This is a genomic window from Terriglobia bacterium (assembly GCA_020072645.1).
GTDB lineage: Bacteria > Acidobacteriota > Terriglobia > Terriglobales > Acidobacteriaceae > Angelobacter.
On sequence record JAIQGK010000003.1, the window covers coordinates 698501 to 712680 of the forward strand.

General features: G+C 55.5%; 16 protein-coding genes. 14 read left to right on the top strand and 2 right to left on the bottom strand.

Annotated elements, in window-relative coordinates; genetic code table 11:
• Positions 1–316 precede the first annotated feature (316 nt).
• From LAO76_06560 to LAO76_06580, 5 genes are all read left to right on the top strand, one after another.
• The gene (locus LAO76_06560; protein MBZ5490575.1) at positions 317–757 is read left to right on the top strand and encodes a division/cell wall cluster transcriptional repressor MraZ; all 441 of its coding nucleotides are present in this window, start codon (positions 317–319) and stop codon (positions 755–757) included.
• Positions 757–1698, top strand: a complete 942-nt coding sequence (gene rsmH, locus LAO76_06565; protein MBZ5490576.1) for a 16S rRNA (cytosine(1402)-N(4))-methyltransferase RsmH — start codon at positions 757–759, stop codon at positions 1696–1698. Before LAO76_06560 ends, rsmH begins: the two co-directional genes overlap by 1 nt.
• Before the next feature lie 149 nt (positions 1699–1847).
• Positions 1848–2003 (top strand): hypothetical protein, encoded by a 156-nt coding sequence (locus LAO76_06570; GenBank protein MBZ5490577.1) that lies wholly within the window; start codon positions 1848–1850, stop codon positions 2001–2003.
• Positions 2004–2480, top strand: a complete 477-nt coding sequence (locus tag LAO76_06575; protein MBZ5490578.1) for a cell division protein FtsL — start codon at positions 2004–2006, stop codon at positions 2478–2480.
• Between the two features lie 256 nt (positions 2481–2736).
• Positions 2737–4920, top strand: a complete 2184-nt coding sequence (locus LAO76_06580; protein ID MBZ5490579.1) for a transpeptidase family protein — start codon at positions 2737–2739, stop codon at positions 4918–4920.
• A gap of 264 nt (positions 4921–5184) precedes the next feature.
• Here LAO76_06580 and LAO76_06585 read toward each other — a convergent pair whose 3' ends face one another.
• Both LAO76_06585 and LAO76_06590 read right to left on the bottom strand, forming a co-directional pair.
• Complete coding sequence (locus LAO76_06585) at positions 5185–5697, bottom strand: hypothetical protein (GenBank protein MBZ5490580.1); 513 nt, start codon at positions 5695–5697, stop codon at positions 5185–5187.
• A 17-nt stretch (positions 5698–5714) separates the two neighbouring features.
• Positions 5715–6017, bottom strand: a complete 303-nt coding sequence (locus tag LAO76_06590) for a YtxH domain-containing protein (GenBank protein MBZ5490581.1) — start codon at positions 6015–6017, stop codon at positions 5715–5717.
• Between the two features lie 177 nt (positions 6018–6194).
• On the opposite strand from LAO76_06590, the gene LAO76_06595 reads away from it, so the two are divergent.
• From LAO76_06595 to pilB, 9 genes are all read left to right on the top strand, one after another.
• Positions 6195–6428: a ribbon-helix-helix protein, CopG family gene (locus LAO76_06595; GenBank protein MBZ5490582.1), complete on the top strand. Its 234-nt coding sequence runs from the start codon at positions 6195–6197 to the stop codon at positions 6426–6428.
• A gap of 8 nt (positions 6429–6436) precedes the next feature.
• Positions 6437–6757 (top strand): type II toxin-antitoxin system PemK/MazF family toxin, encoded by a 321-nt coding sequence (locus LAO76_06600; GenBank protein ID MBZ5490583.1) that lies wholly within the window; start codon positions 6437–6439, stop codon positions 6755–6757.
• Positions 6758–6912: 155 nt separating this feature from the next.
• Positions 6913–7353 (top strand): response regulator, encoded by a 441-nt coding sequence (locus LAO76_06605; protein ID MBZ5490584.1) that lies wholly within the window; start codon positions 6913–6915, stop codon positions 7351–7353.
• Between the two features lie 72 nt (positions 7354–7425).
• Complete coding sequence (locus LAO76_06610; GenBank protein MBZ5490585.1) at positions 7426–7914, top strand: Spy/CpxP family protein refolding chaperone; 489 nt, start codon at positions 7426–7428, stop codon at positions 7912–7914.
• A 225-nt stretch (positions 7915–8139) separates the two neighbouring features.
• Positions 8140–8601, top strand: coding sequence for a response regulator transcription factor (locus LAO76_06615; GenBank protein MBZ5490586.1), 462 nt, complete (start codon positions 8140–8142; stop codon positions 8599–8601).
• An 81-nt stretch (positions 8602–8682) separates the two neighbouring features.
• On the top strand, positions 8683–10662 hold the full coding sequence (locus LAO76_06620) for a HAMP domain-containing histidine kinase (protein ID MBZ5490587.1): 1980 nt from the start codon (positions 8683–8685) through the stop codon (positions 10660–10662).
• The gene (locus LAO76_06625) at positions 10659–11342 is read left to right on the top strand and encodes a response regulator transcription factor (protein MBZ5490588.1); all 684 of its coding nucleotides are present in this window, start codon (positions 10659–10661) and stop codon (positions 11340–11342) included. Before LAO76_06620 ends, LAO76_06625 begins: the two co-directional genes overlap by 4 nt.
• Before the next feature lie 205 nt (positions 11343–11547).
• Entirely contained in the window at positions 11548–11736 is a 189-nt protein-coding gene (locus tag LAO76_06630) for a hypothetical protein (protein ID MBZ5490589.1), read from the top strand.
• 680 nt (positions 11737–12416) lie between these two features.
• Complete coding sequence (pilB, locus tag LAO76_06635; GenBank protein MBZ5490590.1) at positions 12417–14135, top strand: type IV-A pilus assembly ATPase PilB; 1719 nt, start codon at positions 12417–12419, stop codon at positions 14133–14135.
• Positions 14136–14180: the final 45 nt, after the last annotated feature.

Genomic DNA, 14180 nt, shown 5'->3' on the forward strand with positions numbered 1-14180 from the left:
TTGTAAACACTATAGCTAGTGTTTTTCTGCGTTGAATCCACAAGCCCCGGCCACGGAAACATCGAAAGCGGTTTTCCACACATGACCCTAAAAAAAGTCCTTGACAGACAACTGTTTAGGCCTAGAATGTGGTCTAAAGTGGTTGAAAGTGGTAAGAGCTAGATCGGTTCAAGGGGTAAGTGGTCAAAAGTAGCCAAAGGGAAAATGAAGCTAAAAAATCCCCAAATTACCGTGACCGAGCCAGAAATAAAGCTAGAACTTACCGTTTTTGCCTCCTTATTACCGGTTGTAACCGGATTAGCAGCTAGAAAGAACAATGTTTCGCGGCAACCATCCAACTCGGGTCGACGAGAAGGGACGTTTAAAGGTCCCCGCGGAATTCAAGCGCCTGATCGACGAGAAGTACGGCACGCAATTTTACATCACATCGCTCGATGGGAAGGTTGCTCAAGTGTATCCCTTCGAGGAGTGGCAGCGGATAGAGGAGAAGCTGGCGAAGCTCTCCAATTTCAATCCGACGAAGAAAAAGTTTTTGAACCGCACCAACTATTATGGCCAGTTGGTGGAAATCGATGGACAGGGCCGGGTGCTGATACCGGCTTTGCTGCGCGAGACGGCCAGGATTCAGGGCGAAGTGGCCGTTGTCGGCAATTTGACGTACCTCGAAGTGCAGAGCATCGAGGCTTACAAGAAGGACATAGAAGAGAACCCGTTCACGCAGGACGATGAGAAAACTCTCGACGAACTGGGCATCTAGTGGCGGACGAGTTTGGGCAAGACGAAGCCCCCAAGGGGGCGCATGGCGGTGGGGAAGTTGGCCATGTATCAGTTCTTTTAAAAGAAGCGATCGACTTTTTAGTAATCCGGCGCGGCGGGACCTATATCGACGCGACCCTGGGATTGGGCGGGCACAGTTTAGAAATCGCAAAGCGCCTAGGCCCACAGGGTCATTTGATTGGCTTCGATAAAGACACCCACGCGATCGAACTGGCGCAGCAGAGGCTTTCTCGGGTCGGAGGTGATAACCGTCCGAAGATTACCCTGCTGCACAGCTCTTACGCCGAGCTCCCCCAGCATGTTCCGTTAGCTTCTGCTGACGGACTGCTGGCGGATCTGGGCGTAAGTTCACTGCAGTTCAGCGACGCGACGCGCGGATTCAGTTTTCAGGCGGAAGGGCCGCTCGACATGCGAATGGACCCGCAGGGAGAGCGCACCGCCGATCAAGTGGTAAATCGCATGCGCGAAGAAGACCTCGCAAATGTGATTTACGAATTCGGTGAGGAAAGGAGGTCGCGGAGAATCGCCAGAGCCATTGTCCGGGCGCGGCCGATAAGAAGTACCGCTCATCTGGCACAAGTCATATCGGCTGCGCTCCGGTCAATGAATACCGGGGCTCATCAAAGGATTCATCCAGCGACCACAACTTTCCAGGCAATCCGAATCTTCGTAAACCGCGAACTAGAGGACCTGCAGGCGTTGATGGACGCAGCGCCTGATGTCCTGAAGAAGGGAGGCAGGCTGGTGGTGATCAGCTTCCACTCCCTGGAAGACCGCATCGTGAAAGACGCGCTGCGGGACGGAGCCAAGGCCGGCATCTTTGAAGTTTTGACAAAGAAGCCGCTCACGGCGACGCAAGAAGAGATCGATCGCAATCCACGGTCGCGCAGCGCAAAGATGCGGGCCGCGGAAAGAAAATGAATTTTGCTTCGTCTGGCCGTGGTAGGCAGGCGAAGCAAAAAGTTTCCGGGGAGACGCTGCCTTCCTTTTTTGTACTTGGGCGAATTACTTCCTCTTAACGGCGCCGCCCCGGAATAAAAGATCCCTCGAGAAAAGCTGAGGACAAAACGATGTTTCAAGGAACAACGATTGAAGAGCTGATCAACAGTGTGGTGCGTGCGGAAGATCACGCCCGCGAACAGGAAAAGATACAGGCTTCGGCGCTGGAGCGCCAATATCCACTGCGCCGCTTTGAATGGCGCCAGGAAATGGTTGAGGTAGCGTAAATGGCCGCGACGGCAATGCAGATTACGGGAATGATCACGCCGGTAGATTCGCGCGCAGCGGTGCGTCGCAGCGTGGCCGGGATCACGCCGGAATTTTACTTTCAGAAAACCATCGACAATTCCCGGCTGGTCAAGGTGACAGATCCGCAGCGCCGGCGCGAGATCAGGATCTTTTCAGCCGCTGTGGCTGCGCTGTTCATGGTGATGATGTTTTATGCGTGGCAGCACTTCAGTTCCATTGAATATGGCTACCGCATTGAAGCGCAGAAGGCCGAGCGCGATCGCCTGACCGAGGTGAATCGCACGCTCACGCTGGAAGCGGCTTCATTGCGCGATCCCGGCAGAATTGATGCGCTGGCACGCAAGATGGGACTTGAGTCGACCCAGCCGGGGCAGGTGATCCGCCTGAATCCGGACGACGTGGGCGCTCCCATCATGGCGCAGGCAACGACCGTGGCTGTGATCACGGCGCAGTAACCTGGCTGCGGCATAAGTTTTGGTGGTGGACCTTGCTCCGGAGTTTCCGGTGCTCGATGGCGACTCCGGAAAAACAGCCGGGGTTGCCGTTTTTTTGCAAACCGCTTGAGATCCCTGTCCGAGCGCAATTCTTTTCTGCACCTGAGGCAAGCATCTTGCCGCGCAAGTCGGGCTCGTCCACTTCTATTTGTTTTGAAAAAAGTTTGAATTAGCTCATAGCCGCCAGCAAACATCAAGGCGACCACTTCGGGAATAAATGGCTCAGTCCAATCAAATCGCCAACAAGCGTCTCTACATTCTTCTCGGCTTCCTTTTATTCTGGTTTCTTGTTATCTGCGGACGGCTGGTCTGGTTGCAGATCATCAATTACGGCGACTACACGCAGCGCGCGGCCAAGCAGCAGCAGCGCAGCATTGAAGTTTCGCCGGTGCGCGGCAATATCTATGATCGTCGCGGCAATGAGCTGGCGATGACGGTCAATGTGGATTCGGTTTTTGCAGTGCCCTCCGAAGTGCCTGACGTTCATTCCACAGCGCAGGTGCTGGCGCGTGTGCTTAAGGCCGATGCGAGTGAGATTGAAGAGCGCATGCGCGCCTCGCATGCATTTGCCTGGATTGCACGCAAGATTGATAACCCGACCAGCGCCCGTATCCGAGCACTGAACCTGAAGGGCATTTACTTCCAGAAAGAAGCAAAACGCTTTTATCCCAAAGGTGAACTTGCCGCCCAGGTGCTGGGCTATGTGGGACTGGACGATGATGGGCTCGGCGGAGTGGAGCGCGAGTTCCAGTCAAAGCTCACGGGCAAGCCGGGCAAGATGCTGATCACCATGGACAACAAGCGGCGCTGGCTGGGCCGCGTGGAAAAGCAACCCGATCCCGGCGAGAACGTGGTGCTCACCATCGATGAAAAAATTCAGTACATCGTGGAGCGTGAGTTGGCGCGGGCCATCGACGATACGCATGCCGAGGCGGGCACCGTGATTGTGGAGAACCCGCATACCGGCGAAGTGCTGGCGCTGGCAAACTGGCCTACATTTAATCCGAATGTCTTTAACAAAGTAAATCCGCAGGCGCTGAAAAATCGATCGGTGAGTGATGTCTATGAGCCGGGATCGACATTCAAGCTGGTGACGCTGGCCGCCGCGCTGGAAGAGAAGATCACGACCCCGGACGAGGTAGTTGATTGCCAGATGGGTTCGATCGTGCTGAACGGGCTTCGCATACACGATCACAAGGCGTACGGCGGGTTGACGGTGACACAAATCCTGGAAAAGTCCAGCGACGTAGGAGCAATTAAGATTGCGCTGCGCCTGGGTGAGGACCGCTTTGACCGCTACATACGCGCGTTCGGCTTTGGCGCGCAGACGCGGATTGAATTGCCGGGCGAGACTCGTGGATTGACCAAGCCGGTAAGCCGCTGGTCGAAGGTGAGCATTGGCGCTATATCCATGGGACAGGAGATTGGCGTTTCGCCGCTGCAGCTGGCGTCCATGGTTTCAACGATCGCGAATGATGGGCTGTATGTGGCTCCGCGGATTGTTGCTGGAACCACAGCGCCCCGAAGCACGCCGCAGCTGATCGCGTTTCATCCTCCGATGGGCAGGCGCGTGATTTCTCCGCTTACGGCGGCCGAAATGAAGCACATGATGGAAGGCGTGGTATTGCGGGGAACGGGCAAGAAAGCGATTCTCGATGGCTATAGTTCCGCGGGCAAGACCGGCACAGCGCAAAAGATAGATGCCAGCGGCAGATATTCGCATAGCAAGCACATCGCGTCGTTTGCGGGCTTTGCTCCGGTCAATAATCCTGCCGTTACGGTGCTGGTGGTGCTGGATTCTCCGGCGGGGGGATATCCCAAAGATGGCGGCGGAGAGGCTGCTGCTCCGGTGTTTGCTCGCATTGCACAGCAGGTGCTGGCCTATATGAGTGTGCCGCACGATGTGGAATTGCAGGATCCCAGACGCATGTGGCTGAAAGCGCACACTAAAGAAGATGACATTGCTGAAGGAGCGCCGGATTACATTGCCAGCGCGCAAGAGAATGTAGATACCCAGGCTGCTCCGACTTCGTCACAAGGGCAGACTACGCCGCAGCAAGCGCCGGTGCAGCAGGATCCAAAGGTGCGGACCGTTGCGGCGACAAGCAAGATAGTGAAGCCGGCGGTTCCATTGATCGGTCCTACCCAACCCGCAGCGACGCTACAGAACACCGCTCTTGAGACGAACAATCCGCCGCACGGAACTGTTGTGCTTGATGTTGCCGGCGGAGTGCTGGTCCCTGATTTTCACGGCAAATCATTGCGTGCAGCGCTGGAAGAAGCCGAGTCGGCGGGACTGGAATTGGAAGTCAATGGCAGCGGAGTGGGGCAGGAACAGTCACCGGCGGCTGGATCGAGAATCCCGCCCGGCGGACATGTATCGGTCCATTTCGGCAGGTAGTTCGCCGCAGATCTTCGCAGATAAGCGCTGATCAAAAAACAAATGCGATAGAGGCGGAAACATATAAGCGGCGAGACTTGCGCGTCGAGTCATCTCTGCAACTGATCGAAGATGTCTAGAATTCTAGTGGCTCGCCACCGGATGGCGCGTCGTAGGGTGAGTGAATCATCAGCCTCAAACCTGCCGTAGTGGATATAGCATATCCACAAAATTCGAGACTGAAGTTGGTATAGGGATCCCTCGCTGCGCTCGGGACAGGGCAAATCAAATAAACATTTCTTCGTCTTCAACTTCGCCGGAATTTTTTCTGTGACGTGGGCGGTTCGATTTGAAGAAGCTCAGTCCGGCGTTGAGAGCCGTCACTATCGAGCGCACGCGGCGCATGGGCGAGAGGACTTTGTCTTGCAGCAGTTCAGTGGTGGCTTCAACTTTGTGAGCGGCGCTGATGACGAACTCGTCCAGGCGAGCGGCCTGCATGCGCGCACGCTCCGCAATTTCACTGGCGGCGTTGCCAATCTGGCCCGCGTGAGTGCGCAGGGACGCGGATGTCTCGGCCAGATTGGTAGTAATTTCGGCAACTTTCGGCTTTGCGTCGTCAAGAATCGCGGCGGCGGTGGCCAGTACCGGAGTGGCCTGCTGTTCCAGGCGTCCGGCAATGCCTTCCATACGCTCTGAGGTCCGCCGCAGCGCCATGTAGAGAGCAAGCAGAACGCCCATTTGCACCACAATGGCTACCGCGGCGACGACCACAAAGGCTGTGATGATGTGATTATCCACTTGAGTATCGATTGCCTCTAGGAGCCTTTTTTGCCTTCTGAAGCTTCACGATACGCCTGACGAGTGGCGTCAATGGCGGCGCTGATCTTCTCCTTCTGCTGACCGACGACGTCCTTGCCGCGATCGACCCACTGGCTCACGGTTTCCTTGGCTTCACGTCCGCGGGTCTTTATGTATTCTCCGCCTTCCTGCGCGGTGTTCTTCAGGGCATCGCGAGTTTCGCGGCCAGAGCGGGGAGCATAAAGCACGCCCATCAGCGCGCCAAAACCGAGTCCAGCAAGGAACCACAATAGACTGTTACCGCTATCTCTATCCGACATCAGACAACCTCCACAAGCTAGCGATGTTATCACCGGGGCATGGGGATGACAAATGTGACAAGGTATGGACAGTGGCAGGAAAACACATTACGCCTGTGATCTCAAAGTTCGCTGCGGTGGTAAGCGCGAACATCAAAAATACTACTTGAGTAAGATAATAAGTAGTATAATTCTCCTATGAAAGAAAAGACCTCGGTCACGCTTTCCCCAGAGGTCCTGGCTGGGATCGACCGTCTGGCAGGAACGAAACACTCACGTTCAGCAATAATAGAGCGGGTATTGCGTCGTTACCTTCGCGAAAGAGAGAGAGTGGCCACCGAGGCTCGCGACCTGGCATTGCTCAATGATGCGGCAGACACCCTCAATCTGGAGGCTGCAGATATCCTGGATTATCAAGTCGGCGACGAGTGACCCGGTAGATGAAGCGTGGTGAAATCTATCGAGTGCACAAGCCTGGCGGCGATGCCAAGCAGCATCGTCTATTTGTTATAGTAAGCCGGCAGGTGCTCATCGATTCAAAATTCTCCACCGTAGTCTGCGCTCCTGTGTTCTCCAATGGTCAGGCGCTCTCAACGCAAGTAGCCATCGGGCCGGAGGAAGGATTGAAACATCCAAGCTGGATCATGTGTGACAATTTGGTCAGTCTGCGGAAAACAGAGCTCTCACACTTCGTAGCACAGCTTCCTCCCGCAAAGATTGCAGACGTTGATCGTGCTCTGCGAATGGCGCTATCGATCTAGCCAAAACTTCGCTAAATTTTGCGCTCAAGACAGCCGCTGTGCCATGGAAAGCCCTTCTTTACACCCTCTTTACATCGCGCTGCCCGCCATTTTACCCACCATGCCAAGGAAAGGTGTTCCTATAAACACAGGACGTTTTACCGAGGTGAGGACGGATGGCAGCACCTGCTCAAGTGATGTTGAGAAATGAACTGGCGCAAGAAGTCTTGTGCAAACCTGATCCCAGCCGTATTCGAGCGGTTGTGGTTGATGATTCACCAACGTTCCTGCAAGTGGCTTGCGAACTGCTGGAACTTGATCCCGCAATTGATGTGGTGGCGCGCGATGGGAAAGGCGTCGAAGCCATTGAGACAGTAATGAAAACAAAACCGGACATGGTCCTGATGGACGTGAACATGCCGTATCTCGATGGGCTTACCCTGGCGTGGTTTTTCGCGCACCGGTTCCCGTCAGCGCGGGTGGTGCTCATGTCTACAGACGAATCGCCTGAGTTGCGGAAAGCTTGCGAAGAGGCGGGCGCATTTGATTTTGTCCACAAAGAGAATTTCCGGCAGGAGTTCGGTACGGTAATGCAGCGCTTTTGCGCTGATTCATAGGCAGCATTCTTCAGCAGCAAAAAGGGCTTTATTCATAGATTTACAAAGAGCATTTTCACGGAGAACACTTAAATGAGAACAACCCTCTTGAAAGTAACAACCGCAGTCCTGGCCCTGGCGAGCGTTTTTGCCATGGCGCAACACGGTAATCCGCCCGACCCGGGGAAGATGGCGCAGCGCCATCTTGACTTCCTGACCAAGCAGCTGTCATTGACGCCCCAACAGCAACAGCAGGCGAACACGATTTTCAGCGACGCAGCGAGCAATGCCAAAGCAAACCATGACCAGATGCGGTCGGCGCATGACAGCCTGAAAGCGGCAATCCAGAAGAACGATAGCGCCGGGATTGAGCAGGCGGCCAACACAATCGGCAACCTTACCACGCAGATGATTACGGCACATGCCAAGGCGCAAGCTGCGTTTTACCAGACACTTACGCCCGACCAGCAGGCCAAGATGAACGATCTTGAAAGCCATCGTGGCATGGGGATGCGTAGGCACGGCTGGGGACACGGTGGGCATGGTGGGCCCGGTGATCCGCCGCCAGGCGCTTCTTTCTAAGTTGGCGCAGCCGCGACGAAGGACAGGATCGCCTGAGGTTTTTCCTGGTTTTTTACGGGCGTCCTGTCCTTCACCTGCCTGACATATTTGCAGATACACCTTTAAAATCCAGCCTAAGACGGTTCTTTACAAGAACTTTACAAACCCTTGTCGGCTTGTTTACTCCGGAAGGCTCAAAGTCTGATTAATCTTTACGTTAGGGAATTTTTTCGGACGAGGTGTTGTATGTCTCTGGGATCGTTAGCAATCCGTACGCAAACGGTTGAACCAGTTCCGCTGGCGCCGGTCAGGAAAAGGACGCTGGTGGTGGATGACTCGGAGACAATCCTGCACGCGATTTGCTCGCTCCTGGAACATCATGAGGTGGTGGAAGTAACTGGCCGGGCAGAGAGCGGTACACAGGCATTGGATGCCGTGCTTGAACTCAAACCGGAGCTGGTTGTGATGGACGCGGACATGCCAGGGATGAGTGGGCTAAGAACGACGCTGCTGCTCTCCCAGATGGCCCCTGGGACTGAGGTCATCCTGATGTCCATGGACACGAGCCCGCGATTTCGCGCGGCCTGTGCCGGATGCGGAGCGAAGGCGGTGATTTACAAGCCCAGATTCCTGCCGGAACTCAGCGCATTGCTGGAGCGGCCTCTGCGCCCAGGCCAGCGAGCAGAGGACATTGCGCAGCCGGAATGACGCAGACATATAATCTAATGAGGCGAGAATCGGCACGGAATATCAGGCGCGCGCTGCCTACCGTCTATCAAGTCTAAGTGAATGAATAAAGCACAGGCCAGAGAACGTCTTCTGCGATGGGTGGCGATACCCGCGATGGCGGCGGTGTTGGTAGGCCTGGCCGTACTGCAATATCGGTGGAGCGGACAGGTGAGCGATGCCACACTGTCGCAGATGCTCGCCAACCTGCACACGTCTTTAGCGAGTTTCCGGCAGGATTTTAACCACGAGCTAGGCGCGGTTGCAGTTGAAATAAGGACCATCGCGGACAGTTCTGAAGCGAGTAATCCCAAAGAGCTGAGCGACCAATTTCATCGCCTGCAACAGACCGCGGCGCATCCAAACCTGGTTTCACATATCTATCTATGGGCTGATCCCACGCACCAGCAGCCGTTGCGGTTTGACCCGGCCAGCGGGCAGTTTGAACGGAGTGCATGGCCGGCAGAATTTGATCCAATGCAACAACGGTTGTTGGAGATCACCACGGCGCATCATCCGCCAGCCGGAGGGTCTGAAGCGCATGAGCGCGTGCGGCATTCTGAGTTTGCGCCGCGACGAAACTTTGATGGACGCCCGCGGCAAGGCTTGCGCAGAGGAACTGGAATGCGTGGGCGCATGCAGGAGATGATGATGCCCTGGGCCATTGACCAATCGATACCGGCTGTGGCATATCCCATCCGGCGGCACACGTCTTCAGACGGACCTGTGAACAGGGCCGATGTTACGTGGCTGGTCATCCAGCTAAATCCAAGCGTGCTGCAAAAAGAAATTTTTCCTGAGCTGACGCAAAAGCTTTTTGGCAGCGCATCGGGAATGGACTACTACGTTGCGGTTAAAGCGGTAAGCAATGATGGCGAGCGCGTGATTTATTCGTCCGGGCCTGGATCGGGCGAAGAGAAGGACCGGCCACCGGACGCAACTTTAAATCTGGTGGGGCCTCCTTTCGGACATACGGGACCGCCGGAAGCGGGCATGGAATTTTTTGGGCCTGCGCGGCCCCGCGCCGATCGCACGCAGCAAAGCGATGAGCAGCACATGGCGGCGCTGGAGCGGCTGCCAAGATTTGATCCATTTCATTATGCTGAAAGCCATGGCATGTGGCAGGTCACGGCCACACACAAGAGCGGATCGGTGGAAGCGGCCGTGGGCGCATTGCGGCGGCGCAACCTGATGGCAAGCTTTGGCGTGCTGGGAGTTTTGGCTATTACGATGGGGCTGATCGTTGTCGCAAGCCAGCGGGCGCGCAGGCTGGCGAGGCTGCAGATGGATTTTGTGGCGGGCGTTTCACACGAGTTGCGAACACCGCTGGCGGTTATTTCGTCGGCGGCGGAAAACATTGCCCATGGCGTGGTGGAAGACAAGCAGCAACTGGTCCGTTACGGCAACACCATCGTAAAGCAGAGCCGGCAGTTGACTCAGTTGGTAGAGCAGGTATTACTTTTTGCGGCGACGCAGCAACCGCAACGCAATCTTTCATACGGGCGGGTAGGTATCTCAGAGGTAATTGATGCCGCGCTGGAGGGCACAAGCTCTGAGGTGGCAGCGGCGGGATTCACCGTGGAACGCCGTATTGAGAGCGGATTGCCGGCGGTGAACGCCGACTTTTCCGCGCTGGTGCGCAGCTTGCAGAACCTGATTACCAATGCCGTGAAATATGGCGGAGAGAACCGGTGGCTGCGGATTTCAGCGGTCGCTGTGAAAGGCTCTGGCCGCGTTGAGGAAGTGAAATTGACCGTGGAAGACAAGGGAATCGGCATTAGCAAAGACGAGATCAAACATATCTTTGAGCCTTTTTACCGCAGCCCCGCGGTAAGTGAATCCGGAATCCATGGAACCGGCCTGGGATTGCCGCTGGCGCGGACAATCGTGGAAGCGATGGGTGGGCGCCTTACTGCAAGCAGCGAGCTGGGCAAGGGAAGCGCCTTTACTATTCATCTTCCGGTAGCGCAGGAACGCAAGGCGGAAGAAACTCACGGCGCGACGGATAAACCGGCGGGCGCGGAGCCGGGCTTCTCCCGATGACCGAACGAATCCTGTTGGTGGAAGACGAAGAAGACCTGCGCATGACGCTCTCCGACCGTCTCAAGGCGGAAGGCTACGCGCTGGATACGGCATCGGACGGCGAAGAAGGTCTGCGCAAAGCCATTGAAGGCGCGTATGACCTGGTGATCCTGGATGTGATGCTGCCGAAGAAAAACGGCAATGACGTGTGCCGCGACATTCGCAAAGCCGGGATCGCAACGCCCATCATCATGCTTACCGCGCGCGGCCAACTGGTGGATAAAGTTCTGGGATTAAAGATCGGTGCGGATGACTACGTAACCAAGCCTTTTGAAGTGCTGGAACTGCTGGCGCGGATTGAGGCGCAGATCCGGCGTGGCGCGGTGCATCCAAAGGAAGCGGATGTATTACAGTTTGGCCCAGTGCGGATCGACCTGAAAGGCACAACTGTTTCACGTGAAGGCAAGGTGCTGCCGCTTTCCGCGCGGGAATTCCGCTTGCTCCGTTACTTTGCGCAAAATCCGGGAACCACATTGTCCCGCGAAGTGCTACTGAAAGAAGTCTGGGGCTACAGCGAAGAAACTTTCACACGCACCGTGGATGTGCACGTCGGGAGTCTGCGGCAGAAGCTGGAAAAAGATCCCAAGCAGCCTGCCATGATCGTGACCGTTCCGGGTCTGGGCTATAAGTTTGTTGCGTGAGAGCGGCGGCTAATCTTGAAGCGACCACTATGTAAAGCAGCTTCGCGCAAGAAATCTCTCTAAGTAAATTCTGTCCATCTTCGATGTAAAAAGCCTGTAAAGCCTATGGACTTCATTGCCGACTCGGGCGAAAATCACGGCCATGCACCAACAACTTTGCACACGGGGGAGGGAGCTCTTTGCCAGGGCGTCCCATGCAGATGAGTTGTTTAAAGCACGGCTGCTGGAGTTTTTTTCCAGCGCTAAAAAAGACGACAATGAGATGCAAGAAATAGAAACCCTGGGCGACACTCACCGTGAGGCCGACGAGGCTTTCCATCGGCATAAGAGATTCTGCACGGCATGCGCTGAAGCCTCCGTTGCCGTGCTGCGGTATGCTACTGTCGCGGAGTGATCGATACCGGCTTTAGTTTGGACGCTCCTACAATTCATTGCGGTCCTTGGAATGCGAGAGCGTTCTTACTCATTGAGCGGGTCGTTTCCTGATTAGATCTTCCATCAAAAGCTGCGAACAAGCCCTTTCCCGTCGCCTGGCGCGCGATGGTGCCCTGTGCGCTAAAGGAATTTGGTCCGGCAGTGACACATGCGCCAATGCACCCATCGGCATATCCCACGAGAACCGCCCTTGCTGATCCACGGTAGCATCAATGAAGTCGAGCCTGCGAGCAATAATAAATAGCGTGCTGGATATCCAACGGGTGGCGGTAACTAAGGCACCAGACTGGGAGCGGAGGGCCGCCGCCAATTGATTGGTGACCCGGGGCCTGCGGTCCGCAATTTTCTTGGCCGCTTAAGGAATTCCCGCTAGGGGACGGCCCGGGAAATGTCACATCCTTAATATTGGGAATATTGGGCAAAGCGCCCGGCATCCGAGCTTTCCCTTAATTCTCCAATCGTGCCTGTTTACTCTTCCCGTAAGTGCATGAACCTTAGAGGGGAACGGCTGATTGACAATTTCTGTCACCCGGCACACAATCGCCCTACTCAAGTTTTCCCGCTCGCCAGCGGCTGTCCCCCGGCCTCTTTGAGACATGGTGCGCTTGAGACAAATTCATCCAGGACCTGCTACTGACTATGTCGCAAAGGCTAGGCGATCTTCTGGTCAAAGAGAAGATCATCACGCACGACCAACTCGATAAGGCGCTGAAGGCGCAGCGTGAGTCCGGCCCCAATTCACGCCTGGGTTCCACGCTGGTCCACCTGGGATTTGTAAGCGATGAGGAAGTCACGAATTTTCTCTCGCGGCAGTACGGCGTTCCCGCCATTAATCTGCAATATTTTGAAATCGATTCTTCCGTAGTCAAGCTGATTCCGGAAGAGACAGCCAAGCGCTACCAGATTCTTCCGCTCAGCCGCGTTGGCGCGTCGCTGACGATTGCCATGGTGGACCCGACGAACGTGTTTGCCATGGACGATATCAAGTTCATGACCGGCTTCAACATTGAGCCGGTGGTGGCGTCTGAATCCGCCATCATGGACGCGATTGAGAAAGCTTACGGCGGTTCGCAGCAGGAATCGAATGTGGATGAGCTGCTGGCCGCAATGGGTGACGAGGCTGACGTTGAACTGCAAGCCGACCAGGATGAGATGGACCTGGCCGAACTGGAAAAATCGGCCGACGAAGCGCCCATCGTAAAGCTGGTGAATATTGTGATGACGGACGCGGTGAAGCGCGGCGCCAGCGACATCCATATTGAGCCTTACGAAAAAGAATACCGCGTCCGCTTCCGCATTGACGGCGTGTTGCAGCACATTATGTCTCCGCCTATGAAATTGAAAGACGCCATCACCTCGCGCATCAAGATCATGGCCAAGATGGACATCAGCGAAAAGCGCCTGCCGCAGGACGGGCGCATCATGCTGAAGATGCAGATTGGCGGCAAGAAAAAGCAACTCGATTTTCGCGTAAACTGCCTGCCTACGCTGTGGGGCGAAAAAGTTGTCATGCGGCTGCTGGATAAAGAAAACCTGCGGCTGGATATGACCAAACTGGGCTTTGAGCCGGAGTCGCTGGAAAAATTCCAGCGCGCTGTGCTCAAGCCTTACGGCATGGTGCTGGTCACGGGCCCCACGGGATCAGGCAAAACCAACACTCTTTATTCTTCCGTCTCACTGCTCAACAAGCCTGACACCAACATTATTACCGCGGAAGACCCGGTAGAGTTCCAGTTGCACGGCGTCAATCAGGTGCAGATGAAGGAATCCATTGGCCTGAATTTTGCCGCGGCGCTGCGCGCCTTTTTGCGGCAGGACCCCAACGTGATCCTAGTAGGCGAGATCCGCGACTTTGAAACCGCTGAAATTGCGATTAAGGCCGCTCTTACCGGACACTTGGTGCTTTCCACACTGCACACCAACGGCGCGCCGGAAACCATCAGCCGTTTGATGAACATGGGCATTGAGCCTTTTCTTGTGGCGACAGCCGTGCACTTGATCTGCGCGCAGCGGCTTATCCGGCGTATCTGTGTTGAATGCCGTGAAGAAGTTCCCATGCCACCGCAGGCCAAGGTGGACGCCGGATTTACCCCAGAAGAGGCCAAGACGGTAAAGATTTTCAAGGGCAAAGGCTGCTCTGTGTGCAACGGAACAGGCTACAAAGGCCGCGCCGGATTGTATGAAGTGATGGAAGTGGACGACGAAATCCGCGAATTGATTTTGATTGGCGCTTCCGCCGTGGAGCTAAAAAAGAAGGCCATTGAACGCGGCATGATCACGCTGCGGCGCAGCGGTTTGGTGAAAGTGAAGGAAGGCGTTACCACGTTGGAAGAAGTGGCAAGAGAGACATTGCACTAAGCAGCAATTAGCAACTAGCAATTGGCAATTAGCTCAGCTAAAGCA